This is a genomic window from Vibrio sp. R10-SG3-ISO10 (assembly GCF_059834185.1).
Genome location: NZ_JCBDHG010000025.1, coordinates 19757 through 44826, shown reverse-complemented (window position 1 = coordinate 44826; position 25070 = coordinate 19757). Strand labels below are relative to the sequence as shown.

Here is a 25070-nt window from a genome sequence, read left to right as displayed (position 1 = left end):
CTGTCAACCCTATGTATTTCATTCGGTTAAATGCATTTATTAGTAGTAAGAGTGCTCACCACGATCGTGCTCTGTTGCATCACGTACCGCAGACAGCTCACCTTCGAATTGCTGAAGAAGCTCTTTCTCGATGCCTTCTTTCAGTGTTACATCAACCATAGAACAGCCGTTACAGCCGCCACCAAAGGCAACAATGGCAATGCCTTCGTCTGTGATTTCAACTAGGTTTACATGACCACCGTGACCCGCAAGCTGAGGGTTAACCTGAGTCTGAATCACGTACTCAACACGCTCTACTAGAGGCGCGTCATCAGAAACCTTACGCATTTTCGCGTTTGGTGCTTTCAAAGTTAGCTGAGAGCCCATTTTGTCAGTTACAAAATCAATTTCAGCGTCTTCAAGGAATGGCAGACTTAGCTCATCAACAAATGCTGAGAAGAACTCAAACGCCAATTCAGTATCGGTAGATTCTACCGCTTCTGGCGGGCAGTAAGACACGCCACACTCTGCGTTTTGAGTGCCAGGGTTTACCACGAATACACGAATATTAGTGCCTTCTGGCTGCTGACCTAATAGGTTAGCAAAGTGTTTTTGGGCAGTTTCTGTAATAGTAATTGTATTTGACACGACGAATACCTGAGTAATTTTGTAGGCTATTAGTTGACCATTTTACTCCTGAAAACTGAGAGATCTAGCGTTTTAGTCAATTTATACTAACTTGCTGGCTCAGGAGTACGGCAGATGCAGTAAATATCAACGCTTTTCACCCCCGCTTCAAGCAGTAATTCACATAAATGCTGCACCGTACTTCCAGTAGTGAGAACATCATCAACAATCGCGATATGGTCAGCAACAATCTCTCCATTGAGTAAGAAAGCACGGTTTAGATTTCGCTTTCGTTCCAACTTAGTTAAACCTTGCTGCTGAGGTGTTGCTCTCACTCTTTTGAACAAGGGCTGACACGATACGTTGAGTTGCCGTGCCAGTGAGCGTGCTATCAACTCACTCTGATTAAATCCGCGCCTTAGATATCGCCCCCAGTGCAAGGGCACAAAAGTGATGACCTGTGCGGGCGTTTCTATTCTGGGGGCGAGCAGACTCGCGAGCTTATTCGCCTGCCAAAATTGCCGTTCGTACTTAAGCCTATGAACATATTGCGCAAGTGGTAGTTGATAGTCAGCAACGCAATAAAGCCGCAGCCATTTAGGTGGATGTTTAAGACATTCTCCGCACTCTGCAACATCAAAAGGAGTGGGCAAACCACAGCGCTGGCAACGAGGAATAGGCGCGAAGTAGCGTGAGCAATGATCGCAAATACCACTTTGTGAATGGGGCCTGGTCAACGCGAGATGACAAACCTCGCAATGCATAGGCAACAGGTCGGCGATGTGTTTCACTACCTTTTGAGTTAACATAACCCCACTCCATTGAAACAATATTTGATGATTGTCTAGACAGGACTGAGAGCGAGAGGATGGAAAAAGTGCTACAAACTGAGAACAACCGTGAATCTTTGTATTGGCAATCCCAAGGTCAAGGTGATGATCTAGTCTTACTCCATGGTTGGGGAATGAATGGCGCGGTTTGGCAGCAGACTGTTGAAGTTCTTAGCCAGCATTTTTGTGTCCATGTGGTCGATCTGCCAGGGTTTGGTCATAGTCACCAATCTAGTTTCGAGAATATGCATGATCTCGCTGAACAAGTCTTGCAGCACGCACCTGAGAAAGCGATCTGGCTTGGTTGGTCGCTAGGCGGCTTACTGGCAACCCATATTGCCCTCAATGCCCCACAACGAGTCGAAAAGCTGATTACAGTCGCAAGCTCACCTAAATTTGCCGCCGAGAGACCTTGGCGCGGCATTCAACCGAATGTGCTTAGCGCTTTCACCGAACAATTGGTTGATGATTTCCAACTGACTATCGAGCGTTTTATGGCCTTGCAGGCGATGGGGAGTCCTTCAGCAAGGCAAGACGTCAAACAGCTGAAAAAAGCCGTTCTCTCAAGACCAACGCCAAACCCAACCTCTCTGTTAGCAGGTTTACAACTGTTGGCCGATATCGATTATCGTGCTGAGCTAGAAAACCTAACCATCCCGATGCTACGTCTGTATGGCCGCTTAGATGGTCTTGTGCCTGCTAAAGTCGCCAGTGACGTTGATAACCTCGCACCAAACAGCGCTAGCTACATTTTCACTGACTCTTCTCATGCTCCGTTTATGACTGAATTCGAGACATTTTGTCAGAAAGTACACCAGTTCATTGATCGCTAACGCATTAAATGAACAATGTACAAAAAATAAAAATCAGCGCTAAACCTTTGCCCCAACTGGTCGATAAATAAACTAACCGGAAGAGTTACCACTCTCAGGTTGGGCGTGAGGAGGTTAATGAATGCTCGTATCACCTACGAACGTAAGCGTTCCACTGATCGCCCCATCGGTTAATGTGCAAACGGAGCAAGCGGCGCGCGACAATAAAGTCCGGGAGCCAATTACACCGACGATTGCATTGACCAAGAGCAACGCACAACGAAAGGTGACAGCAGACGATAAACGGCGAAAGCAATCCTCATGGGATCCTTCAGAGCACCCGAGCTATGAAACGGAAGAAAGTGGGAGTGTGGTTGCAGTTTCTCAGGAAGAACCTAAAGATACCCTCGAAAGGCTATTCCAACTGTTGGCACTGGAAAGTTATAGCGAACATCAAGGTAAAGGCTATGCCATGCGTTTTCGTTTACCGAAGCGCATAATCGATGCGGCGATAACAGAGGGGATGATGGAAAAGCGCAGAACCGTGATTAAATTTCATTACGGCGATGCTGTGGCTCCAAATACCCCTTCTGATGTAATTGCGGTGTTGTAGTACCTTGTCGTTCTCTGGTTCGATAAGGTAATGCCGAAAAAAATCCCCGCTAGTATCGCTACTACGGGGATTTATATTTTTAGCGCAATAACTTAACGCTTAGCTTTTGCAAAGGCAGCAGCGAATGCACCACCCATAGCACTGTTATTGTTCGACAATTCGTCACGACGACGTTGACCACCTTGTTGTTGACGCTGCTGACCACGTGGAGCACTTGAACGCTGAGTTCGGTTGTCTTGCCCTGGCTCATCGGTCAAACGCATTGAAAGGCCAATACGTTTACGCTGCACATCCACTTCCATCACTTTCACCTTGACGATATCACCCGCTTTAACCACTTCACGCGGATCAGAAACGTAACGGTCCGTCAGCGCAGAGATGTGCACTAAACCATCTTGGTGAACGCCGATATCAACAAAGGCACCAAAGTTGGCAACGTTAGACACTACCCCTTCTAACACCATGCCTGGTTCAAGATCGGAAACCTGATTAACGCCATCAGCGAATGTGGCTGTCTTAAACTCAGGGCGCGGGTCGCGGCCCGGTTTATCAAGTTCTTTGATGATGTCGCTCACGGTTGGAACACCAAAGTTCTCATCGGTGTAATCGACAGCGTGAAGTCCACGTAGGAACTGAGTATCACCAATCAGCGCTTTGACATTTTTGCTGTTTTTCTCAGCAATCGCTTTGACCACAGGGTACGCTTCTGGGTGAACAGAAGAGGCATCAAGAGGGTTCTTACCATCCATAATGCGCAGGAAGCCCGCACACTGCTCAAATGCCTTAGGCCCAAGACGCGCGACTTTTTTCAGCGTGGTACGCGCTTCAAAGCGGCCGTTCTCATCTCGGTAATCAACGATGTTTTGCGCAATTGTGCTCGACAAGCCAGCTACGCGAGTTAGCAGAGCCGGAGATGCGGTATTCACGTCGACACCGACGGCGTTTACACAATCTTCGACCACTGCATCAAGACGTTTTGCCAGCATGGATTGGCTAACATCATGCTGATACTGACCCACACCAATCGATTTAGGGTCAATCTTAACTAATTCAGCCAGTGGATCTTGCAAACGGCGAGCAATCGACACCGCACCACGCAGTGACACATCTAAGTTCGGGAACTCTTTTGCTGCTAGCTCTGACGCCGAGTAAACCGATGCACCCGCTTCGCTAACCATGATTTTCTGCACCTTGAGGTTGCCACGTTTAATCAGGTCAGCGACAAAGCTGTCAGTTTCACGTGAAGCAGTACCATTGCCAATCGCAATCAAATCCACGTTGTACTTACGTACTAAAGCATCAACAATTTGCGCTGATTTATCATATTGCTTTTGTGGTGGATGAGGGTAGATGGTTTCGGTTGCTAGCACTTTACCGGTTGAATCGACCACGGCAATTTTCGAACCAGTACGTAGACCAGGATCGAGACCAAGTGTGGCACGAGGACCCGCAGGTGCAGCCATCAGCAGATCTTTCAGGTTAGTGGCAAAAACCTCAATCGCTTCAATCTCTGCACGCTCTTTCATCGCACCCATCAATTCAGTTTCCATGTGCATCGAAACTTTGATGCGCCATGCCCAGCTGATCACCTGCTTGCGCCAGCTATCTGCCGGAGCACTGCTTAGGGAAATACCATAGTGGTCGCTAATAATCGCCTCACAGTGAGACTGGCGAACGCCCTCTTCCTGTGCAGGGTCAGCATTCATCGCAAGAGTTAGGAAACCTTCATTTCGACCACGCAACATAGCAAGTGCGCGGTGCGATGGCACTTTACTTAACGCTTCATTGTGCTCAAAGTAATCTTTAAATTTCTCACCTTCGCGCTCTTTGCCATCGACCACTTTAGCGACCAGTTCCGCGTTACGATTAAGATGAGCACGAATTTTCTCTAGTAGATTGGCATCCTCAGCGATTCGCTCCATCACGATAGCACGAGCGCCATCCAGAGCCGCTTTGGTGTCAGCAATACCTTTGTCTGCATCTAGGTAGTTTGCGGCTTCCGCTTCAGGTTCGGTCTGTGGCTGATTCCAAAGCTTGTCTGCTAGCGGCTCTAAGCCCGCCTCGATCGCGATTTGGCCTTTAGTACGACGCTTTGGTTTGTAAGGCAAGTAAAGGTCTTCAAGACGCGTTTTACTGTCTGCCTGCGCTATCTCAGCTTCAAGCTCAGAGGTTAACTTACCCTGCTCTTGAATCGATTTAAGAATGGTTTGGCGACGCTCATCTAGTTCGCGTAGGTAGGATAAACGGCTATCAAGGTTACGCAGCTGAGTATCATCCAATCCACCCGTGACTTCTTTACGGTAGCGGGCAATAAAAGGGACTGTGTTTCCATCATCAATGAGGTTAACAGCAGCAGTGACCTGCTCAGGTCGAACACTCAGTTCCTGAGCAATCATATTACAGATAGCTTGGCTCATCCGTTGAATCTCTTGTTGTATTTTAACCTTCTTTATATTGGGGTTCTTGATGTAAAACCCAATACTTTTTGTTACCGCGAGCAAGGTTACGCAATTGTTTTGCCAATAGTTTGGCAATTATGTGAAAGTTGTGTCAGAAATAGAGATAAGTCAGAACTTAGATCTGAAAAATGGAACTAATTTCGTTCAAGACCTTGTGCGAATAACGAGTAGTTGGAACCGCTATGAAAAAAATCTTACTGGCCCTTTCTGTACTATCTGTATCCTTAGCTTCTCCTCTGGCCCTAGCTGATCAAGCTAGCGCTGCGATCAATGCTTCTACCCAGTCTCCTGTTTACACCCTTGATGACAAACTTGTCTTAGGGCGGGTAGAAAGCGTTTATCTCGACGAGATCGAGGCGCTAAAAGGGGTTTCATTTGCTGGTAAGATTGATACTGGCGCAGACACGACATCGATGCATGCCACCAACATTCACGTTTCCAGCTCTGATCCCCAGTTTAGCCAACTCAAAGATCACAAGCTGATGAAAGCACTGATCGATTTCGACCCTATTGATGATGTCGATTACGATGATTGGAATGCTGAACTTTTTGCCCCTTACGGCGTTGAAGTAACTTTCACCATTAAGCATCCGCACACCGGTGAAAGCATTGAGGTGACCAGGCCAATTGAACGTGTCGGCGTGATTCGCAATCGAACTCAAAAAGAACCTATTCTGCGCCCAACCATCACCTTGCCAATGACCATTGCTGGCAAAACCGTCATGACACAAGTTAACTTGACCGATAGAAACCAGTTTTCCGCGCCAATTCTGATTGGCAAAACTTTTCTCGATAACAACGCTTGGGTTTACGCAGGCTACGATTACCTTCAAGAGCAAAAGAACGCGCAACTTGTTGGTAAGAAAGAGTCAGTTGAAATCGCTGGCGTAAAACAGAAGATCAGCTACTCACTGCAAAACAACTACTCTTCACTGCATGCCACCAATATAAACATCGACTCTAACAAGCAACTGGTCTCTTTCGATATCGAAGATGGCAATGGCAGCAGCGAGACACTCACACGCCCATTGGTACGTATGTTGAACGTGAGTGGCAAAAAGCGCCCAATGGTGTTCGTTCCAATCGACACTAACGGCGCTGAAACTCAATACTGGTTCGTCTACTTAACTGACCGGAGCAAACTTAATTCACAGCTACGTCTCGGCAAAGGCACGCTCAATCGACGCTTTATGATCGATACTAGCGCGACGTCTTTGTTATCAGGCAAGCCTAAAATCATCAGTAGCAAGTCAAAAGCGATGCAGGTTTCCGGTGAGGAGTCACTGTTACTTGATGGCATTGAATTAACGGCAGAACCATCTCTAGTAGTGAAAACACCGCTGCTAAAAGTCGCAAGCTTCGAGATTTTTGAAAAGAAAGGCAAAGAATGGGTAACTTACTACCTCACTGACCAAAACGGCGAGGCCAAGCAGTTTTCTAAACCGATCAATAAAACCCTAAAAGTCGCTGACTCCACTCGCCCAGTGGTATTTGGTACCTTCACCCTATACGGCGAGAAAGTTGAACTGCCGTACGCAATTGATGTGCTCGATGAAGACGAGACCAGTGATTACTTCGTCATAGGTCAGAAGATGTCCAAAAATGGCGTGCTCATAAACACTCGCACAGATCATCTACTCGATTCGTACCCGCTATTTAAGGCAGGTCATATCGAGGTAGCACAAGTAGAAGGCCTTAGCTTCCCCGTTAAACTCGATACTGGTGCAGACGTCAGCTCTATCAATGCGCAGAACATCAAACAGTTTGAAAAAGACGGCAAGCCTATGGTCAGCTTTAGCTACCAAAATGATCTCGGTATGGAGAAAGACTTTACCCTAGAGGTCGTCGATAGTATGAAAATCAGGGCGAAAAAAGGTGAGAAACCGACCATTCGGCCAGTCGTTGAAATGCAAGTCAAACTGGGCGAACTCGAGAAGAAGATACGGGTGAACCTCAAAGACCGCAGCCGTTTCCACTACAGCATGATCTTAGGTAAAAACTTCCTCAAGTATGGCGCTGTGGTGGGCAGTGAGCATAATTACATCCTCACTGAAAAACCTGACTACGAAAAATAATCACAGCCAAAAGTCCCGCCTAGCGGGACTTTTGTTATTCAGCGCTGTAGCGAATAGTGTTAACGAACCACTCTTTGTAACCTTCTGGAGTTTTAACGCTGAATTCCTCATCGACTTCTTTTTTCAATAAGGCGCGCGCCATCGGTGAATCAATCGAAATATAACCTTTGGCATCACCGTAAATTTCGTCAGGGCCAACAATACGGAAGGCTTTGATTTCTCCCGCTTCATTTTCGATTTCTACCCAAGCACCGAAGAACACTTTGCCTTCTTGCTGCGGTGAGTAGTCGACCACTTTTACTTGCTCTAAACGCTTACGCAAATAACGTACGCGGCGATCTATCTCTCTTAAACGCTTTTTGTTGTATTGATAGTCAGCGTTTTCACTCCGGTCACCGAGACTCGCCGCCCAAGTCACTTTTTTTGTCACTTCCGGACGCTCTTCTTTCCACAAAAAATCGAGCTCTTTTTTAAGTCGATCAAAGCCTTCTCTTGTTATTAGGTTCGTTTTCATATTTCTGACGTTATTAAATTGAAGTTCCGATATACATTAGCTAAAAAGGAAATAAACGTTAACAATTCTTTGCACCAATAGCTTAAGAACAGTGTTACATTTTAAGTTGCGCATAAAGGTGATTGTTTCAACAGCCTGAAGTCGCGCAAGCTTATTAACTAGGTGGACCCATTACATGCAAGAAAATCATAAGATCTTAGTTGTTGATGATGATGCACGACTTCGTGCACTACTAGAGCGTTACTTGTCTGAACAAGGATTCCAAGTTCGTAGTGTTGCAAACAGTGAGCAGATGGACCGCCTGCTAACGCGTGAAACTTTCCATTTGATGGTGCTAGACCTGATGTTACCAGGCGAAGACGGGCTATCGATCTGCCGTCGCCTTCGTAATGCCAACAGCACATTACCGATTCTGATGCTGACCGCAAAAGGAGACGAGATTGATCGTATCGTCGGCCTAGAGGTCGGGGCAGATGACTACTTACCAAAACCGTTTAACCCACGTGAACTATTAGCGCGTATTAAAGCGGTCTTGCGCCGTCAAACGACCGAGCTACCCGGTGCACCAAGTAGTGAAGAGTCAGTGGTTGAGTTTGGTGATTTCCGCTTAAACCTAGGTACGCGTGAAATGTTCCGTGGCGATGAAGCCATGCCGCTAACTTCAGGTGAGTTTGCCGTACTGAAAGCTCTCGTGACCAATGCTCGTGAGCCAATGTCGCGTGATAAGTTAATGAACATGGCCCGCGGCCGCGAATATTCAGCGATGGAACGTTCGATTGACGTGCAAATCTCTCGCCTACGTCGTATGCTCGAAGTCGATCCAAGTAAACCTCGTTACATCCAAACTGTATGGGGCTTAGGTTATGTTTTTGTCCCAGATGGCAAAGAAGCGTAATCGACAATATGTTTTGATAGAGTGCGAGACCTAGTCTCGCACTCTTTGTTTTAGACTAACCTTTTCTCAAGGTAGGTGTTATGCGTATCCGCAGCTCATTTACTCAATCCATTTTTATCTTTCTGACTCTGCTTATTGCCAGCCAAGTCTATTCTTACTACGCCGTGTTTAATTACGCTCTGATGCCGAGCTTGCAGCAGTTTAATAAAATCCTCGGCCACGAAATTAATCTGATGCTGGATGACTCCGCCACCCTAGAAGATGGCTTAGCAATGGATGCGCCACTGCGTAGGCGTGTATTGGAGCAGCTAGGGGTAACCGTTCACGCTGAAGATAGCCCAATGGCAGAAGAGTATTACCATGCGGTGAGCATCGACCTGATGAGTGAAGAGATGACCAATGAACTTGGCTCGCCAACTGATGTTCGTATGATGCTCGGAGAAAATAGCTACATCCTGTGGATGAAGATAGATTCTCTGCCCGATTCCCTATTACGCATTCCTCTCTCTGAACTGCAAGAAGAGGACTTCACGCCACTGTTTCGCAATAGCTTAATCATGGCGTTGTTAATTGTTGCGGGAGGCTGGTTGTTTATCCGTTTGCAAAACCGTCCTCTCATTGCGTTGGAAAAAGCGGCCAAAGGGGTGGGTCGTGGTGAGATTCCACCACCATTACCTGAAAAAGGCGCTTCGGAAATTCGCTCGGTAACCCGTGCTTTCAACCAGATGTCTAAAGGTATCCAAGCACTTGAGGAAGACAGAGCCCTGCTGATGGCGGGCATTAGCCACGACCTGCGTACTCCGTTAACTAGAATTCGTCTTGCGACGGAAATGATGTCCCCTGAAGACAGCTATCTAGCTGAAGGCATTATCAGCGATACCGAAGAGTGCAACGAGATCATCAGCCAGTTTATGGATTATCTTAAACCAGTAAATAAACAATCTTTCATTGAAGTCGACCTTAACGAAATCGCCAACGATGTCGCTTCATCTGAAGGCGGTTACGAGGTGCAAATTGATACCGAGCTCCACCAACCGATGAAAGAAACCTTAGGCAGCCCAATTGCTATCAAACGTGCAGTGAGCAATTTAGTCGTCAATGCGATTCGCTATGGTAATGGTTGGACAAAAGTGAGCACTGGCATTACCGCGGATAACAAGTTGGTTTGGGTGTGCGTTGAAGATAATGGACCTGGGATAGAACAGAGCCAGATCGCGAAACTGTTTGAACCCTTCACTCGGGGCGATACCGCGCGAGGAAGCGAAGGAACAGGGCTTGGCTTAGCGATTGTTAAACGCATTGTCAGTCAGCACAATGGTTCAGTGATCGTCAATAATCGCAGTGGCGGTGGCTTAAAAGTACAAATCAGCTTCCCTGCGACAAAGTAACAGGGAGTCAACGAACAAGGGCAGCTGAATCGCTGCCCTTGTTCGTTGTTAGATCTAGTGTTTAGAGTCGACCTTGGTAACTAAACTGGAACTTACCTTCGCTGTCTGCGGGGGTTGGTAACCATTTTAACTGCTGCTGAAACGCACTTGGAAACTCTGACTGAGGCTTAAACCAAGCATTTGAGGTGTAACTCTGATCAGAGTTCAACTTAGCAGTGAAGCCACTTTCGACTTGATTACTCTTCTGCTCGCCAACCACATCAAAGCTGCTCGACTGACAGCTAAAGTTAGCAATCACAGGGCCAACTTCTAAGTCAGACATTGGCGTGCCAACACTATCGGTATTCCACACCACACTCCCTTGGGCACTCTCACAATAGGGAGACGCGTAAACGTATGAGCGCAAGCTAAGTTCTACTTGCCCGTTTAGTTCTAAAGGAACAGGCAGAGACGGTGCAAACTGCATCACTTTTTCAACGGGCAACGAAGCAATTAAGTTTTCAGCGTATAAACCACTTGGCGAATAACCAACAATTCCGCGACCTTGAAGCGATAGATCACTACCACGACCAAAACGTACTTGAGCCTCTGTAGTCCCAGTCAACAACTTAGCAACGTTAAGCTGCCAGTTGAGCGCGCCATAGTTTTGGTTTTGCCATTTCACTTGGTGCACTGAGCCCTGCCATACAGTTCCATCAACCCCAATTAAACTAAGTTGATTGGGTAAAGGTGCATATTGCACCACAAACTGAGCGGGTAAATGCACCATCGCACTGGCAACAAACACGGAACTAAGAAATAAGCCCGATAACACTGTTTTCTTCACCCGATCACCCTCTGCCAAGCTGAAGTCGATTTATTTCAATCATACCGTCTTTATTGCCTTTATCGATATCAAGAAATACCACCTTGATTCCATGCGTCTCTTGCAAAAAGGTTATCCAGTTTAAAAATTGATTGAAAGGCATAGGCGCTACCCACACCTGAAACTGCTCGCCACGTGGCTGGACACGAATCAACTCAACTTTAAAACGCCCAACACTTGAAGAAACTGCTTGGTTGATAGGTAGACTAGAAACCGCTCTGCCACCCTGTCCTTGGTACTGACTGATCTGATCCGCTTTGTCTTTCACCCAAGAGAGTAGTTGCTTCTCACTTTGAATACGCATCTGCGCATTGTTTGCTCGCTCGGCAACAGGTTGAACGACGCCCCAATACAGACCGCCAATGACCACCAATAGAGAGCAAGCAACCACTAAGCGCTGCTCACGTTGTGAGATACTCAGCCACCAAGTTTGTAAGGTATTGACCAATTTATTCATGCTTCATCCCTCACAACGGCTTGAGAACAAAAGAGCCATTGACTAGGCTCCCTGAGCGGTTAAGTTGACCTTGCTCGACCGCAAAATTGGAGCCCAACAGCTCTGCAGCCTTTTCAAAAGTTTGGAAATCTTTGCTTTGCGCTTGTAAGCGAACTTCATTACGTCCACTGTCATACTTAAAACTGGTGAGATCTAAACCAGGTACTTGATTGAGTAAAGGAGGCAGCTTCACCATCAAACTAATGAGTTCATTTCCATCGGAGCCACCAGACAGGCGACTCGCTTCACGCTCCATTTCACGCTTTAAATAGCTGACGGTCGGAATCTTAGTTTTACCCGGCAAGGACTGGCGGAAAATACGCTCACTTTCCGTACGATAAGCACTTGCCTGCGCTTCATACTTTTGAATCTTAAGCACATTATCGACAACAACAACTGCCAATAACAACACAGCCGCGACAGCTACCTTCTGCCATACTTTCCAATAGCGACTGAAAGACGATTTAGGCTTAAATTGACCAGTCAGAAGATTAATTTTGCTTATGATCGCTTGTTCCGCAAGTAACTGCATTACCAACTTTGGCTCGCCATTCAACCACTGCTGCTGTTCAGCAAGCTCAAGAGAAGTCGGCAAAGCCGAATATGAAGTTAGCGGTAGAAATTCTTCGTCTTGTTGTACCCATTCAGACTGAGCCACCAACGATAGCCAGCCACTCTCAACCGACATACCTTGGTAACTAGACTTCTTCAATAACCATTGCTGACCAATCTCAACCGCAGACAATCCTTCACTATCTGGAAGTGCCAATACGTCGGGCATGACCTTTTGTATCTGACAACCAATATCGCCAAGTTCCATGAGGACTTTTTCTAGCCACTGCGAATCCACCGCACACACCTGCGCTCGACCTTGCGATTTGTTAAGAATGGTAAAATGCAGTTGATCGACATCCTGTGCTAAATCATCTTCAAGCACATAGGGCAGCATAGATTCAAGCTGGCGACTGGCACCCGCGGGAATTTCTACATCGGTTAGAACCAAGCTTTCTGCTGACAACAAAACAATCGTGCGACGGCCTTCCGCGTATGTCGCGATCTCTGGCAGTGCCTGATAACTGTCTAGCTCTCCGCTCGCAATCACTTCCTTTTGCGACTCCGACCAGACTAACCACTGGATAGCCTGAGCGGTATTATTTGTCAGTCGAACGATCAGAAACTCGTTCACCGATACCTCCGAAGCGACGGCTAATGACCGTCGCAGTTTGTTTATCACTACTAAATAGCAAGCTGCGCACTCTCACGCGAGAATCCCCAACTAATAATTCAACGTCCAACTCAAAATAGGCACTGGTTACAGCCAAATAGCCTTTGCCCTCTTTACGTGCATCAGCCGTTACGTTGGCAAACTCTTTCTCATTTAAAAAGTCGTCAACACTCGCCCAACCGTCAAAAGGGCGATTTTCTAAAACCTGCTTAGCTTGAGTGACACTAAGAGCAGGTTGAAACAAAGCTGCCAACAATGCAGCATGCTCTGGCTTGATCGTATTTACATTTAATCTCAAATCGGTGGTTGGAATAGCACACACGTAAGGCAATACTTTTTCCATCACTTCACCCGAAACCTGATTGACCGCGCGTAACTCTGAGCTATCCGCCATCAGGCTATTTGCCGCCATATAGGCGGGAGACATCGACTCATAGAAGCTGTCTTCAACCCCAACCGTCGAGTTAACCGAGTTATTACTGTCGACGTATTCCCAAGTAGATTGTGCAACTGTTTCTGCTTGGTAATTTTCAATTTGCAACTCTTCGAGTAAGTTTTGAAAAACATCGACCAAGAACGGGGACTTATCCGAACCAGCTGTCGAAGCTAAACTCGACAAAGCATTGAGGTTAAAGCAGGACTGCTGATCAATTAAGCGGCCTTTTAGCGTCCCGTAATCCAACGGGTAAGTTTGCTCTTCTAATGCCCATGGCTGCGAAAGGTTAATCGTATCTGAGTCTTTAAAGCTTTGTTCAAGACCTGCCTTCGCCAATGCTTCAGCCCCGACGCTATACCAATAAGCTTGCTGATAATTGATCTGGTTAGTCGCTCGTTTAAACTGACTAAATAGACGGTCTGCCATACTCGCAGCGATACTGACCATGACCGCTAGTAACAACAGCACGATGATAAGTGCGACACCTCGCTGCTTTCTAACCATCTTGTTTCTGCTCCTCAGACAGCTCCAGAGTGCCCCCTGATGTCAGATAGATGCGCTCAATCTTGCCATAATCCTCTAGCTCTAAACTCAACGCTACGGCTTGTGGTAGAGCAAACTTAGTTTGCCACTCTTTCTGCCACTGCGTGCCATCGAAAAAACGCATCTCAAACTCTTCCACACCATCGAGCAATGGCATCACAATGCCTTCTTGCCCAGCGGGTGTGTCCGCATAACGCCACCATACTCGTTGCAGCTGCTTATCTTTAATCCGATAACCGACTTTACTTATTTCACCACGCGGAAACTGTTGCTGTGGATTGTGCCAACCAGCGCGAACGAACATCACCCCTTTTGCATCAGAGTCGAGTAAATAGTCTTTCCATTGCAGCAACATAGGAGAAGGCTCTTCGCCATTGGTACGAGCTTGACGCAGCGCCATTTGGCGAAAGTCATTGTCCATAAACACTAAGGCTCGTTGTAGCGTTTTTAAACGCTCACTACGCTCCATCGAAATTTCATTGCTGCGCTGAACCTGATTGAGAACCTGATAAGCCCCCACACTCAAGCTAGCAAAAATCGCAATCGCCACCAGCACTTCAATAAGGGTAAAGCCCTGTGACCGATTAAGACTATTTCGGGACATAACTTCTCACCGTGACCACTGGCGATCCTTTTTCACTGGTCGCGACTTTAACATCAAAGGCTTGTAGCATATCCCCTGCGGTGGAAACGGGTTCCACTGTCCAGAACCAATCTCGCTGTGCAAGTGTTTCTTTGCCTTTTTTCTTACTTGGCTTACTACCAGATAAAAGCACCTTCGCCATTTGATTGTCTGCCACCATAGCCGCAAAAGTTTTCTCTTCGAGAAAGTTAAGCGTATTAATATGTTGGCTAACCGAGCGAATGGTCGCAATCGCTGCAGTGGCAAAGATCGCTAACGCGACCAACACCTCAAGAAGCGTAAAGCCTTGCTTAGCTTTCTTCATCACTTTCTCCAGGTGCTAACAAGATGATCTGACCATTTTCTTTTGCCACTATTCGCCATGCATCGTCTTCAACACTGCGATCCTGCGGGTAAATAGCAATAGAAAATGGTGTCACTTCACCGCTCGACATAATGAAAACTTGCGGTGGTGGCAGCTTTTTCTTCTCTTGTTCAAACTCAGCGAACATATCTTCATCAAAGAGAGAACCAGGCTTAAACAAGCGCTCTTTGTCATTCCAGACGTTGCCTCCCAGCGTTAACATGATAGACAGGTTAGTCGCTAGTTCAGTCTCTGGCGGTATATGGTGTTGCTCGAGTTTTTGCCAACCTTCTGACTTTAATCGCATAAAGTGGTAGCTTGATTTCTTTTCATCAACGCGCAGACCGAAGTCATTACCACTCAACATCGCCTCTTCATTAAGAAGCTGAACACGATGATACAAAGATTGAGCGTGCTTTTTCGCGCCGTCTTCTGCACTGACTGGCAAGGTAGAAATCACCGCTACTGATGCGAGTGAAATCAGCACCAATACCAGCAAAATCTCAAGCAGAGTAAATCCAGAATGACGACGCATAAAGGCTAAGCGTTAGCAGCTAACTACTGAAAATCTTGAATATTCCAGTTACCGATATCAGCATTGGCACCTTCGCCACCTTCCTGACCATCCGCACCTAGCGTAAAGATATCGACATTGCCATGGTCACCTGGGCTTAGGTATTGGTAATCATTGCCCCATGGATCGGAAGGTAGACGCTTAATGTAGCCACCGTCACGGTAGTTGCGCGGCTCAGGGCTAGAAGGCTTAGTCACTAACGCTTCTAGACCTTGATCCGTTGACGGGTAAACGCTGTTATCAAGCTTGTACATATCAAGCGCATTCTCTAGCGCAACGATATCGGTAATCGCTTTCTGCTGATCCGCTTTTTCTTTGTTGCCAAGTAGGTTAGGTACGACAAAGCTTGCCAAAATACCTAAGATCACCACAACAACCATAACTTCTAACAAGGTAAAGCCAGACTGTTTTTTCATTTTTTTGTTCATTTTATTCTCCACAAAAAGCAGCTTAGATTTGCTAAAAGCTGTTATGAACTCATTAAGTTATTCATTTCTAAAATTGGCATTAGTGTCGCCATGACAATAAACAGCACCAACCCTGCCATTAAAGCGATTAAAGCCGGAGTAAAGATGCCCAGGGCGATATTAACTGTCGATTCAAAGTTTGAGTCTTGGTTGTCCGCGGCACGAGTAAGCATGCCTTCTAGCTCACCACTCTGTTCACCACTGGCAATCATGTGCAACATCATAGGTGGGAACAATTTAGTTTGCTCAAGAGCACGGCGTAAGCTGGCACCTTCACGAACATTATCTGTCGCGATTAAGACCTGCTGTTTAACGTAATGGTTCGACATAACGTCCACTGCAACGCGCATTCCTTCCAAAATTGGAATCGCGCTCGAAGTACAGATAGATAATGTACGCGCAAAGCGCGAAGTGTTTAGGCCACGGGCAATTTTGCCAACCAATGGCATAGAGATAACTTTGCGATCCCAACTCAAACGTAACTTAGGCTTACTGAGCGCAAACTTAACTAGGTAGATAACCACAATCAAAGCAACAAGCAGGGTGAGCCCCCAATGCTGGATAAAGTCACTGGCAGCAAGCAAAAACTGAGTGGATTGAGGCAGCTCTTGGCCCATCTGGACAAACTGACCCACAATTTTCGGTACAACAGCGGCAAGCAAAAACGCCACAATACCGACCGCGAAAACCACCAGCACGACTGGATAAATCATCGCTTGCTGCAACTTGGAACGTAACTTTTGACGGTTTTCAGCGTAGTCAGCAAGACGCTCTAACACTGAGTCCAAATGTCCTGACTTTTCGCCCGCTGAAACCATCGAACGAAACAGCTCGTCGAAGACATGAGGAAAGTCGGCCAAGCTGTCGGCTAAGGTATATCCTTCCGTCACCTTGGAGCGGACAGCAAGCAACATAGTACGGATGCGCGGTTTTTCTGACTGTTCAGAAACGGCCTTTAAACACTCTTCGAGCGGCATACCGGACTGAACCAAAGTCGCCAATTGACGAGTGATTAAGGCTAAATCGGGCGTGCTTAAACCCTGTTTAAACTGAAACGTCGCTTGGCTAGTCTGCTTTTTCACTTTCTGCCTTGTTTCGCTCACTTCAACCGGTATTAGGCCTTGTTCTTTAAGTCTGGCACGCACCTGACGAGCATTATCGCCTTCGATAACGCCTTTTTTGGTCTTACCTTTCGCATCGAGTGCTTTATATTCAAATGCCGCCATTAGCCTTCCTTGGTCACCCGCATCACTTCTTCAAGCGAGGTGATACCTGCACGCACTTTACTTAAACCATCATCGCGAATGCTCGGAGTATGCTCGCGAATCTGCTTTTCAATCGCCTGCTCTCCTGACTCGCTGTGAATCAAGGTCTGAACATCTTCATCAACCACCAGCAGTTCATGAATGCCTGTACGTCCGCGGTAACCTTTATAATTACATGCTTCACAGCCACATGCGCGATAGAGAGTTAAGTCCTCTTTCTTCTTCAAACCAAACAGTTTTTTGGTTTCTTTATCCGCTTCATACGGCTCTTTACAGTCGGAGCATAACGTGCGCACTAATCGCTGAGCCAAAACACCCAGTAAAGAGGAAGAAATGAGGAAAGGCTCAATGCCCATATCACGTAGACGTGTAATCGCACCGACGGCTGTATTGGTGTGCAGGGTCGACATCACTAAGTGACCAGTCAAAGAAGCCTGAACTGCGATTTGCGCCGTTTCTAGGTCACGTATCTCACCCACCATGACCACATCTGGGTCTTGGCGTAGAATTGCACGCAAACCACGAGCAAAAGTCATATCCACTTTGGGATTAACCTGAGTTTGACCGATACCGTCGATATCAAATTCAATCGGATCTTCGACCGTCAGAATATTGCGTTCATTGCTGTTAATCTCTGTCAGGCCAGCATATAGCGTGGTTGACTTACCAGAACCTGTGGGACCTGTGACCAAAATGATGCCATGCGGACGAGCGATCATCTGGCGGAACGCGTTGTGGTTGGTTTCTGTCATGCCAAGACTATGCAAGTCCAAACGCGTCGCATTTTTATCTAACAGACGCATTACCACTCGTTCACCGTGTGAAGACGGCATGGTTGAAACACGAACATCAACAGCGCGACCACCAATTCGCAACGAGATACGACCATCTTGTGGTACACGCTTTTCAGCGATATCAAGCTTGGCCATGACCTTAACACGCGATACAAGCAGTGGGGCTAACTTGCGGCTTGGTGAGAGAACGTCACGCAGTACACCATCAATACGGAAACGAATAGAGAGGCTTTTCTCAAACGTCTCGATATGGATATCCGACGCCCCTTCTTTAATTGCCTCGCCCAGCATGGCGTTGATAAGCTTGATGATCGGTGCGTCATCTTCTGACTCTAGCAGATCTTCATCTTGCGGTAAGTCTTCCGCCAAAGAGAAGAAATCATCATTATCGGCACCAATGTCTTCCATCAGCTGGCGCGCTTCCGAAGAATCACGCTGATAAGCTTCGGTTAGCTTGCCATCAAATGCTTCTTTGCTTAGCGCTTGCAAAGCAAAAGACTGACCACAAACACGCTTCACTTCAATCAAAGCCTGCACTGAAATCGGCGCGATATAGTAAAGCACTAAGCCACTGTCCGCAGGCTCTAAAACAAGCTTAAAGCGATTGGCAAAACTAAACGGCAAGCGTTTAAAGCTTGGATTTAACTCGACGTCCATTACTTAGCGCTCATCTGATCAATAAATGCTTGGATCTCGACAGGATGACCAATCTCTTCACCGTACTCAGGCAAGACCGGAATATGTCCGTCGTCCATTAGCTTCAAACCCTGATCTGCTCTGTAGAGCTGCTCTGCACGAATAAAGTTGTATTTACGTTGAGTGATACCATCCGCCGTCATGCCATCACGGATGATGGTTGGCTTGATAAACACCATTAGATTTTTCTTCTCAACCTGAGTGCTGGTTGATTTGAATAGATGGCCTAGGTAAGGAATATCGCCCAGTAGCGGCACCTTAGATTCACTTTCGAGTGCACGCTCATCAATAAGACCACCAAGGACAATCATCTGGCCATCTTCTACCATCACTGAGGTATTCAGTTGACGCTTGGCAAAGCGCACATCGACCGCACCATTCGCACCAAGCACATTCGATACTTCTTGCTCAATTTTTAACTGTACCGAGTTACCTTCGTTGATTTGCGGTACAACTTTAAGCTTGATACCGACCTCTTTACGTTCAACTGTCTGGAATGGATTGTCATTATTTGAGCCAGTCTGCGAGCCAGTAATTACCGGCACTTCTTCACCAACAATAAATGACGCTTCACCGTTATCCATTACGGTAATACTTGGCGAAGACAGAATGTTTGAGTTGGAATCTGTTGAAACAGCAGTGATAAGCGCAGTCCAGTCACCCATAACGACGCTCAATGCCGCGCCATTTACCCCAGAAAGAGCAGAGGCAAGTTTGGTGTAGTCACCTTTCTTCGTCACCGAGTTAAAGCCCGTCACTTGCCCGGTGGTATCAGTGAGCGTGGTTGTTTCCGTGCTATCTTTAGCCTCTTCTAAGCCGACCATAACATTACCAATCGGCGCACCAGCATTAGAGTGCTGAATCACTGCTCCTGTATCTAGCGAGCCCCACTGCACACCAAAATTAAGGCCATCACCTTCTGACATTTCAACAATCAGCGCTTCGATGAGCACCTGAGCACGGCGAATATCAAGTTGAGCAATCACATCCTGCAGCGCGTTCATGATATCTGGCGGAGCGGTTACCACTAGTGCGTTGGTATCTGGGTGAGCGGCAATCATCACTTCACCACGTTTAGCGCTACTCGCCTGTTTCGAACCGGATGATTTCTCTGCTTGCAGGTTATCTGACACGCCTTTTAGCACATCAACCAAGTCTTCTGCTTTAGCATATTTAAGGTAAACCACGCGGTTATTGCCCTTTGATGCCATCTCAATATCGAGTTGCTTGATCAACTTACGTAGGCGCTCACGTACTTGCGGATCACCAGAGATCAGAATCGAGTTTGTTCGGTCATCAGCAACCAATTTAGGTTGAAGGAAGGCGGGAGTGTTTTTGGCATCGGTGGTTTTGTTGAGAGCTTCGACAATACGCACCATTTCTGCAGCTGAAGCATTATCCAGTTCAACCACTTCGATCTCTTTATCACCCGCTTGGTCAACGCGCTTGATAATATCTGCAAGACGATTAACCACAGCCGCGCGACCCGTAATTAGGATGATGTTTGCTGGGTCATAGTGGACCACGTTACCCGCACCTGCATTATCATTAAGCTGACGTAATAGGGGGGATAGTTCACGCACTGAAACATTGCGTACCGCGACGACTCGAGTGACGACTTCATCACCATTGATACTACCATCACCGACAACAGGCACTGCCGATGTTTTCGCATCTTTGTCTTTGATGACTTTTAAGATGCCATTGTCCATTTCTACTACAGCAAAACCGTACACTTCGAGTACATTGAGAAAAAAGCTATAGTACTGCTCTTCCGTCAACATGTCGTAACTACGCACGTCGACTTTACCTCTCACCGAAGGGTCAACAATGATGGTTTTTTCTAAATTACGGCCAACAATATTGATAAATTCTTGAATATCTGTGCCTTTAAAGCTGGCACTAAAATCATTTGCTACCACCATTGCAGGTGACGTTAATAAGCTTCCTGCTAAAAGCCATGCGCTTTTTTTAAGCCAATGGTTCACTCTGTACTCCTCGGATCGCTGACGCTGCTGCGACAACCTTATAATTCAATGTATATTTCGTGTGGTTGACCGTTTCGTTCAACTGTTAGGTTGAGTTCAGTCAACTGGGACAAGCTTCTAAACACTTCTCCCATTGCCGCAGAATCTTTGAGATCCAGTCCATTTATTGAAATTGCGATATCACCCGGTTTAAGACCAACAGCGTCAAACAACGCTCTATCTTTACCCGGAGAAAGGCGGTAGCCAACCACCTCTCCATCTTGTTTTACTTGCGACATCCGCACATATTGGAAGATCTGTTTAGCATCTTGGCGGATTTCTTCGCGAATTTTATTTAATGAGTCTGGTGAAACCTGACTGCGTGTCACACTTTCTGGTGCTTTAACTGCCGTTACTGATGGTTTGGTATATTTCAGACCTTCTAACATAACGGTCTCATTGCGGCCTGAATTATCGATGATGACTCGATCAGACTGAACTTGGACAAGTTTAGCGCGAGTGCCTTCAATCACTTCATTTATGCCATACGTTGCCTGCTGACCGCGATTGGCAATCACTGCTAAACTTTTTTCTGGGTTCGAGCTAGTCACCACGCCAACCAAAACCACGTTCAAGCGACTTTTCGGCGCATCTTGTACTTTTGGTTGTTCGACCACTGGCGCACTTTCTTGATACTTGCCAAAAAGATTGCTGTTCTGCAGCTCTGAAATATCGAGTTGCGATGCACTAGACGAGCCCGCACTAACCACGCCACTAGGCTGCCATTGCGATACGGAAGATGTACTCCACGGTTGCCAAAGCATCTGCCCACCAATCCAAGCACTGATTGTGAGTAGAAGCATCATCACTACGTAGCTGATACGCTGCTGCATAGTCACGTCTTTGAGCGCCTCACCGAATTTAAGTAGTGCCATTACACTGTTTTGCTTCACTCGCTGTCCCTATCTCGCTAGCTTGGAGCCTTGTTGCACCCGTTAAGAATATGGTACTAAACCCTGTATAACGGAAGTTAATATTAGTTATCAAAGATGTAGCGGTTCATTGTATCAAAATATGAAACAAGCTAAACATAAAACCACCGAACGTCACTTTCTTAGTGCTTAATTTTTATGATCTCGCTTGAAAAATGCCACATTCGTCACCATTGTTACTGCATCTGAATGGAACAAACATTCATCACCTTAGAGGGCAAGAGACACAATGGGTTCCCAAACCGAAGCAGTAAGACTCGATAAATGGCTATGGGCTGCACGATTTTATAAAACTCGCTCCATCGCGCGCAACATGGTCGATGGTGGCAAAGTCCATTATAATGGTCAGCGCAGCAAGCCAAGTAAGGCTGTCGAACTCGGTGCGGTGATTACCTTAAGACAAGGGCACGAAGAGAAGACTGTGGTCATAGAAAAGATTTCAGACCAACGTCGCGGTGCCCCAGAAGCACAAACGCTCTACTCTGAAACAACAGAGAGTCTAAGTAAACGTGAAGAGAATGCAGCACGTCGCAAGCTTCACGCCCATAATCCTAGCCCAGATCGCCGCCCTGATAAAAAGCAGCGCCGCGATATCATTAAATTTAAACACCAATAAGCTCTAGCAGATTTACGAGGAATCGCCACATGGCAAGCAATGTTTTGAACCGCTACTTATTTGAAGATCTTTCAGTTCGTGGTGAGTTGGTACAATTGGATGACGCTTACCAACGTATTATTTCTAGCAAGGAATACCCAGCACCACTACAAAAGCTGCTGGGTGAGCTATTGGTTTCAACCACTCTTTTAACAGCAACGTTGAAGTTTGAAGGCTCTATCACTATGCAATTACAAGGTGATGGCCCTGTATCACTAGCTGTCATCAATGGCGATCATGACCAGAAAATCCGTGGTGTTGCTCGCTGGGAAGGTGATATTGCTGATAACGCGACTATTCATGACATGATGGGTAAAGGTCACCTGGTCATTACTATCGATCCTAAAAAAGGCGAACGTTACCAAGGTATTGTTGGTCTAGACGGTGACAACTTGTCTGAAATCCTAGAAAGCTACTTTGCCAACTCAGAGCAGCTTAAAACTCGCATCTGGCTGCGTACTGGTGAATACGAAGGTCAACAGCGTGCGGCAGGTATGCTAATTCAGGTTATGCCAGATGGTACTGGCACACCTGAAGATTTCGAGCACCTAGAGCAACTAACAGATACAGTAAAAAATGAAGAGCTCTTCGGCTTAGAGGCGAATGAATTGCTCTACCGCCTCTACAACCAAGAAAAAGTTCGTTTGTTTGATCCGCAAGCCGTTGAGTTTTTCTGTGGCTGTTCTCGTGAACGTAGTGGTGCAGCTATCGTGACCATCGATCGAGCAGAAGTGAACGACATTTTGGCTGAGGTTGGTTCAATTTCTTTACATTGTGATTACTGCGGCACGAACTATTCGTTCGACGAAGCACAGGTATCTGAGCTGTTCAATCAAACGGATTCAGGCAACAAAACACTGCATTAATTTTTACAGCATAGCAAGACTGTAATTTACCCTTCAAAAGGCCAGCACACGCTGGCCTTTTTTGTGATCATTCCCCCGTAATACCTAGCCTCATCCGTAATAAATTAACATGTTAATTTTTATCAATTAATAATGATTTTGCTCTAGCGCAAAGCTTTGCGCACACGATAAACTAACTCCACCAATATGTGATGTGTCGCTTAAAACCCCACCAAAAATACGGATATTTTTTGAGCTATATCCCTGTTTTCTACGAGGCCCATTGCTAGCATGGTGAGCAGATAAAAATTAAAAGATTATTACAAAATCCCTACAAAATATTCCTATAAGGAGCACCTATGACCGTTATGGAACATACAAAGGCTGCAACAATTGATCTTACCAAACACGGGCTTCAAAACGTTAAAGAGGTTATTCGTAACCCAAGCTACGAAATGTTGTTCGAAGAAGAAACTCGCGCGGATCTGGAAGGCTATGAAAAAGGCGTGGTCACCGAGCTAGGCGCAGTCGCTGTAGATACCGGTATTTTTACTGGACGCTCACCAAAAGATAAGTACATCGTAAAAGACGCGACCACAGAAGAGCACATGTGGTGGACATCAGATGCGGTGAAAAATGACAACAAACCGATTGATCAAGCGGTATGGAATGATCTTAAACAGCTCGTCACAAATCAGCTATCTGGAAAACGTGTTTTCGTCATTGATGGCTACTGTGGTGCCAACCCAGACACTCGTTTAAGCATTCGAGTCATCACTGAAGTAGCGTGGCAAGCGCACTTCGTGAAAAACATGTTCATCCGCCCATCGGAAAAAGAGCTAGCCACCTTCGAACCGGATTTCGTGGTAATGAATGGTGCTAAGTGTACTAACCAGAAATGGGAAGAGCACGGCCTCAACTCTGAAAACTTCACGGTATTTAACCTAACTGAACGCATGCAGCTTATTGGCGGTACTTGGTACGGCGGTGAGATGAAGAAAGGTATGTTCGCAATGATGAACTACTTCCTTCCTCTTAAAGATATTGCTTCTATGCACTGTAGCGCCAACAAGTGTAAAGAAAATGGCGATGTTGCCGTGTTCTTTGGCCTGTCTGGTACAGGTAAAACCACGCTATCTACCGATCCTAAACGCGAGTTAATCGGCGATGATGAGCACGGCTGGGATGACGACGGTATCTTCAACTTCGAAGGCGGTTGTTACGCTAAGACTATCAAGCTATCTAAAGAAGCTGAGCCAGACATCTACAACGCGATTCGCCGCGACGCACTACTAGAAAACGTCACTGTACGTAGCGACGGCTCTATCGACTTCGATGACGGTTCTAAAACCGAAAACACCCGTGTTTCTTACCCAATCGAACACATTGAGAATATCGTTAAGCCAGTGTCGAAAGCGGGCCATGCAAACAAGGTCATCTTCCTATCTGCTGATGCGTTTGGCGTTCTACCGCCAGTGTCTAAGCTGACTCCAGAGCAAACTAAGTACCACTTCCTATCTGGCTTTACCGCCAAACTAGCGGGTACAGAGCGCGGCATTACTGAACCGACGCCAACTTTCTCAGCCTGTTTTGGTGCTGCGTTCCTAACGCTACACCCAACAAAATATGCGGAAGTACTGGTTAAGCGTATGGAAGCAGCGGGGGCTGAAGCTTACCTAGTCAATACAGGCTGGAATGGCAGCGGTAAACGTATCTCAATTCAAGATACTCGCGGCATCATTGATGCAATTCTAGATGGCTCAATTGAGAATGCGGAAACCAAGCATATTCCAATCTTTAACCTAGAAGTGCCAACGGCATTGCATGACGTTGATCCTGCAATCCTAGATCCTCGTGATACTTACACTGACCCACTACAATGGGAAAGCAAAGCGAAAGACCTAGCAGAGCGCTTTATCAACAACTTTGATAAGTACACAGACAATGACGAAGGTAAATCACTGGTTGCAGCTGGACCTCAGCTAGATTAGTGACCTGCTTGGAAATTGTTTAGCTAAGCCCCTCTATTGAGGGGCTTTTTGTTGCCTGAAAAGAAAAAGTGTTCCAAGCTA

The 25070-nt window shown here is 46.5% G+C and carries 24 protein-coding genes; 8 read left to right on the top strand and 16 right to left on the bottom strand.

The annotated features are described in order from the left end of the window. Positions 1 to 39: 39 nt before the first annotated feature. Entirely contained in the window at positions 40 to 627 is a 588-nt protein-coding gene (gene nfuA, locus AC6R16_RS21120) for a Fe-S biogenesis protein NfuA (protein WP_054962683.1), read from the bottom strand. An 86-nt stretch (positions 628 to 713) separates the two neighbouring features. Continuing rightward, positions 714 to 1415: a phosphoribosyltransferase family protein gene (locus AC6R16_RS21115; protein ID WP_500675629.1), complete on the bottom strand. Its 702-nt coding sequence runs from the start codon at positions 1413 to 1415 to the stop codon at positions 714 to 716. 59 nt (positions 1416 to 1474) lie between these two features. Here AC6R16_RS21115 and bioH point away from each other — a divergent pair, with 59 nt between their 5' ends. Beyond that, a complete protein-coding gene (bioH, locus tag AC6R16_RS21110; RefSeq protein ID WP_500675628.1) occupies positions 1475 to 2269 on the top strand; it encodes a pimeloyl-ACP methyl ester esterase BioH in 795 nt (264 codons plus the stop codon). 121 nt (positions 2270 to 2390) lie between these two features. Continuing rightward, positions 2391 to 2861, top strand: a complete 471-nt coding sequence (locus AC6R16_RS21105; protein ID WP_494505612.1) for an ATP-dependent Lon protease — start codon at positions 2391 to 2393, stop codon at positions 2859 to 2861. Positions 2862 to 2953: 92 nt separating this feature from the next. On the opposite strand, the gene AC6R16_RS21100 is transcribed toward AC6R16_RS21105, so the two are convergent. Continuing rightward, positions 2954 to 5278 (bottom strand): Tex family protein, encoded by a 2325-nt coding sequence (locus tag AC6R16_RS21100; protein ID WP_500675627.1) that lies wholly within the window; start codon positions 5276 to 5278, stop codon positions 2954 to 2956. 224 nt (positions 5279 to 5502) lie between these two features. Here AC6R16_RS21100 and AC6R16_RS21095 point away from each other — a divergent pair, with 224 nt between their 5' ends. Further along, positions 5503 to 7395 (top strand): putative ATP-dependent zinc protease, encoded by a 1893-nt coding sequence (locus AC6R16_RS21095; protein ID WP_500675626.1) that lies wholly within the window; start codon positions 5503 to 5505, stop codon positions 7393 to 7395. Positions 7396 to 7429: 34 nt separating this feature from the next. On the opposite strand, the gene greB is transcribed toward AC6R16_RS21095, so the two are convergent. Beyond that, complete coding sequence (gene greB, locus AC6R16_RS21090) at positions 7430 to 7909, bottom strand: transcription elongation factor GreB (protein WP_500675625.1); 480 nt, start codon at positions 7907 to 7909, stop codon at positions 7430 to 7432. A 175-nt stretch (positions 7910 to 8084) separates the two neighbouring features. On the opposite strand from greB, the gene ompR reads away from it, so the two are divergent. Then, a complete protein-coding gene (ompR, locus tag AC6R16_RS21085) occupies positions 8085 to 8804 on the top strand; it encodes an osmolarity response regulator transcription factor OmpR (protein WP_004746095.1) in 720 nt (239 codons plus the stop codon). An 80-nt stretch (positions 8805 to 8884) separates the two neighbouring features. Continuing rightward, positions 8885 to 10192, top strand: coding sequence for a two-component system sensor histidine kinase EnvZ (envZ, locus tag AC6R16_RS21080; protein ID WP_500675624.1), 1308 nt, complete (start codon positions 8885 to 8887; stop codon positions 10190 to 10192). Between the two features lie 61 nt (positions 10193 to 10253). On the opposite strand, the gene AC6R16_RS21075 is transcribed toward envZ, so the two are convergent. The 12 genes from AC6R16_RS21075 to gspC are packed head-to-tail and all read right to left on the bottom strand — an operon-like array spanning position 10254 to position 21441. Continuing rightward, entirely contained in the window at positions 10254 to 11018 is a 765-nt protein-coding gene (locus AC6R16_RS21075) for a type II secretion system protein N (protein ID WP_500675623.1), read from the bottom strand. Positions 11019 to 11022: 4 nt separating this feature from the next. Then, a complete protein-coding gene (locus AC6R16_RS21070; protein ID WP_500675622.1) occupies positions 11023 to 11514 on the bottom strand; it encodes a type II secretion system protein M in 492 nt (163 codons plus the stop codon). Positions 11515 to 11524: 10 nt separating this feature from the next. Next, positions 11525 to 12739, bottom strand: a complete 1215-nt coding sequence (gspL, locus tag AC6R16_RS21065; RefSeq protein ID WP_500675621.1) for a type II secretion system protein GspL — start codon at positions 12737 to 12739, stop codon at positions 11525 to 11527. Further along, positions 12705 to 13718: a type II secretion system minor pseudopilin GspK gene (gene gspK / locus AC6R16_RS21060; RefSeq protein ID WP_500675620.1), complete on the bottom strand. Its 1014-nt coding sequence runs from the start codon at positions 13716 to 13718 to the stop codon at positions 12705 to 12707. The genes gspL and gspK overlap by 35 nt, the downstream gene beginning before the upstream one ends. Further along, positions 13711 to 14361 carry a type II secretion system minor pseudopilin GspJ gene (gene gspJ, locus AC6R16_RS21055; RefSeq protein WP_500675619.1) on the bottom strand — a complete coding sequence of 217 codons (651 nt, stop codon included), beginning with the start codon at positions 14359 to 14361 and terminating at the stop codon, positions 13711 to 13713. The genes gspK and gspJ overlap by 8 nt, the downstream gene beginning before the upstream one ends. Further along, complete coding sequence (gene gspI, locus AC6R16_RS21050; RefSeq protein ID WP_500640558.1) at positions 14348 to 14704, bottom strand: type II secretion system minor pseudopilin GspI; 357 nt, start codon at positions 14702 to 14704, stop codon at positions 14348 to 14350. The genes gspJ and gspI overlap by 14 nt, the downstream gene beginning before the upstream one ends. Further along, positions 14691 to 15278, bottom strand: coding sequence for a type II secretion system minor pseudopilin GspH (gene gspH / locus AC6R16_RS21045; protein ID WP_500675618.1), 588 nt, complete (start codon positions 15276 to 15278; stop codon positions 14691 to 14693). Before gspH ends, gspI begins: the two co-directional genes overlap by 14 nt. 23 nt (positions 15279 to 15301) lie before the next feature. Beyond that, positions 15302 to 15745 carry a type II secretion system major pseudopilin GspG gene (gene gspG / locus AC6R16_RS21040; RefSeq protein ID WP_069667717.1) on the bottom strand — a complete coding sequence of 148 codons (444 nt, stop codon included), beginning with the start codon at positions 15743 to 15745 and terminating at the stop codon, positions 15302 to 15304. A 41-nt stretch (positions 15746 to 15786) separates the two neighbouring features. Further along, positions 15787 to 17010 carry a type II secretion system inner membrane protein GspF gene (gene gspF, locus AC6R16_RS21035; protein ID WP_500675617.1) on the bottom strand — a complete coding sequence of 408 codons (1224 nt, stop codon included), beginning with the start codon at positions 17008 to 17010 and terminating at the stop codon, positions 15787 to 15789. Further along, positions 17010 to 18500, bottom strand: coding sequence for a type II secretion system ATPase GspE (gspE, locus tag AC6R16_RS21030; protein WP_500675616.1), 1491 nt, complete (start codon positions 18498 to 18500; stop codon positions 17010 to 17012). The genes gspF and gspE overlap by 1 nt, the downstream gene beginning before the upstream one ends. Continuing rightward, entirely contained in the window at positions 18500 to 20527 is a 2028-nt protein-coding gene (gene gspD, locus AC6R16_RS21025; RefSeq protein ID WP_500675615.1) for a type II secretion system secretin GspD, read from the bottom strand. Before gspD ends, gspE begins: the two co-directional genes overlap by 1 nt. A 38-nt stretch (positions 20528 to 20565) precedes the next feature. Beyond that, a complete protein-coding gene (gene gspC, locus AC6R16_RS21020) occupies positions 20566 to 21441 on the bottom strand; it encodes a type II secretion system protein GspC (RefSeq protein ID WP_500675737.1) in 876 nt (291 codons plus the stop codon). Positions 21442 to 21727: 286 nt separating this feature from the next. Between gspC and hslR the strand changes: the two genes are divergently transcribed. From hslR to pckA, 3 genes are all read left to right on the top strand, one after another. Beyond that, entirely contained in the window at positions 21728 to 22114 is a 387-nt protein-coding gene (hslR, locus tag AC6R16_RS21015; RefSeq protein WP_500640553.1) for a ribosome-associated heat shock protein Hsp15, read from the top strand. 29 nt (positions 22115 to 22143) lie between these two features. Then, positions 22144 to 23019: an Hsp33 family molecular chaperone HslO gene (gene hslO / locus AC6R16_RS21010; protein ID WP_500640552.1), complete on the top strand. Its 876-nt coding sequence runs from the start codon at positions 22144 to 22146 to the stop codon at positions 23017 to 23019. Between the two features lie 338 nt (positions 23020 to 23357). Further along, positions 23358 to 24989: a phosphoenolpyruvate carboxykinase (ATP) gene (gene pckA, locus AC6R16_RS21005; protein ID WP_004746111.1), complete on the top strand. Its 1632-nt coding sequence runs from the start codon at positions 23358 to 23360 to the stop codon at positions 24987 to 24989. Positions 24990 to 25070: the final 81 nt, after the last annotated feature.

What these genes read in the sequence shown, in the direction of transcription:
- gspG (WP_069667717.1), bottom strand. Translation starts at nt 15,745, where the DNA reads ATGAACAAAAAAATGAAAAAACAGTCTGGCTTTACCTTGTTAGAAGTT.
- greB (WP_500675625.1), bottom strand. Translation starts at nt 7,909, where the DNA reads ATGAAAACGAACCTAATAACAAGAGAAGGCTTTGATCGACTTAAAAAA.
- hslO (WP_500640552.1), top strand. Translation starts at nt 22,144, where the DNA reads ATGGCAAGCAATGTTTTGAACCGCTACTTATTTGAAGATCTTTCAGTT.
- gspC (WP_500675737.1), bottom strand. Translation starts at nt 21,441, where the DNA reads ATGGCACTACTTAAATTCGGTGAGGCGCTCAAAGACGTGACTATGCAG.
- ompR (WP_004746095.1), top strand. Translation starts at nt 8,085, where the DNA reads ATGCAAGAAAATCATAAGATCTTAGTTGTTGATGATGATGCACGACTT.
- envZ (WP_500675624.1), top strand. Translation starts at nt 8,885, where the DNA reads ATGCGTATCCGCAGCTCATTTACTCAATCCATTTTTATCTTTCTGACT.
- AC6R16_RS21095 (WP_500675626.1), top strand. Translation starts at nt 5,503, where the DNA reads ATGAAAAAAATCTTACTGGCCCTTTCTGTACTATCTGTATCCTTAGCT.
- gspJ (WP_500675619.1), bottom strand. Translation starts at nt 14,361, where the DNA reads ATGTCCCGAAATAGTCTTAATCGGTCACAGGGCTTTACCCTTATTGAA.
- gspI (WP_500640558.1), bottom strand. Translation starts at nt 14,704, where the DNA reads ATGAAGAAAGCTAAGCAAGGCTTTACGCTTCTTGAGGTGTTGGTCGCG.
- pckA (WP_004746111.1), top strand. Translation starts at nt 23,358, where the DNA reads ATGACCGTTATGGAACATACAAAGGCTGCAACAATTGATCTTACCAAA.
- bioH (WP_500675628.1), top strand. Translation starts at nt 1,475, where the DNA reads ATGGAAAAAGTGCTACAAACTGAGAACAACCGTGAATCTTTGTATTGG.
- gspE (WP_500675616.1), bottom strand. Translation starts at nt 18,500, where the DNA reads ATGGACGTCGAGTTAAATCCAAGCTTTAAACGCTTGCCGTTTAGTTTT.
- gspH (WP_500675618.1), bottom strand. Translation starts at nt 15,278, where the DNA reads ATGCGTCGTCATTCTGGATTTACTCTGCTTGAGATTTTGCTGGTATTG.
- gspF (WP_500675617.1), bottom strand. Translation starts at nt 17,010, where the DNA reads ATGGCGGCATTTGAATATAAAGCACTCGATGCGAAAGGTAAGACCAAA.
- AC6R16_RS21105 (WP_494505612.1), top strand. Translation starts at nt 2,391, where the DNA reads ATGCTCGTATCACCTACGAACGTAAGCGTTCCACTGATCGCCCCATCG.
- AC6R16_RS21115 (WP_500675629.1), bottom strand. Translation starts at nt 1,415, where the DNA reads ATGTTAACTCAAAAGGTAGTGAAACACATCGCCGACCTGTTGCCTATG.
- hslR (WP_500640553.1), top strand. Translation starts at nt 21,728, where the DNA reads ATGGGTTCCCAAACCGAAGCAGTAAGACTCGATAAATGGCTATGGGCT.
- gspK (WP_500675620.1), bottom strand. Translation starts at nt 13,718, where the DNA reads ATGGTTAGAAAGCAGCGAGGTGTCGCACTTATCATCGTGCTGTTGTTA.
- AC6R16_RS21100 (WP_500675627.1), bottom strand. Translation starts at nt 5,278, where the DNA reads ATGAGCCAAGCTATCTGTAATATGATTGCTCAGGAACTGAGTGTTCGA.
- AC6R16_RS21070 (WP_500675622.1), bottom strand. Translation starts at nt 11,514, where the DNA reads ATGAATAAATTGGTCAATACCTTACAAACTTGGTGGCTGAGTATCTCA.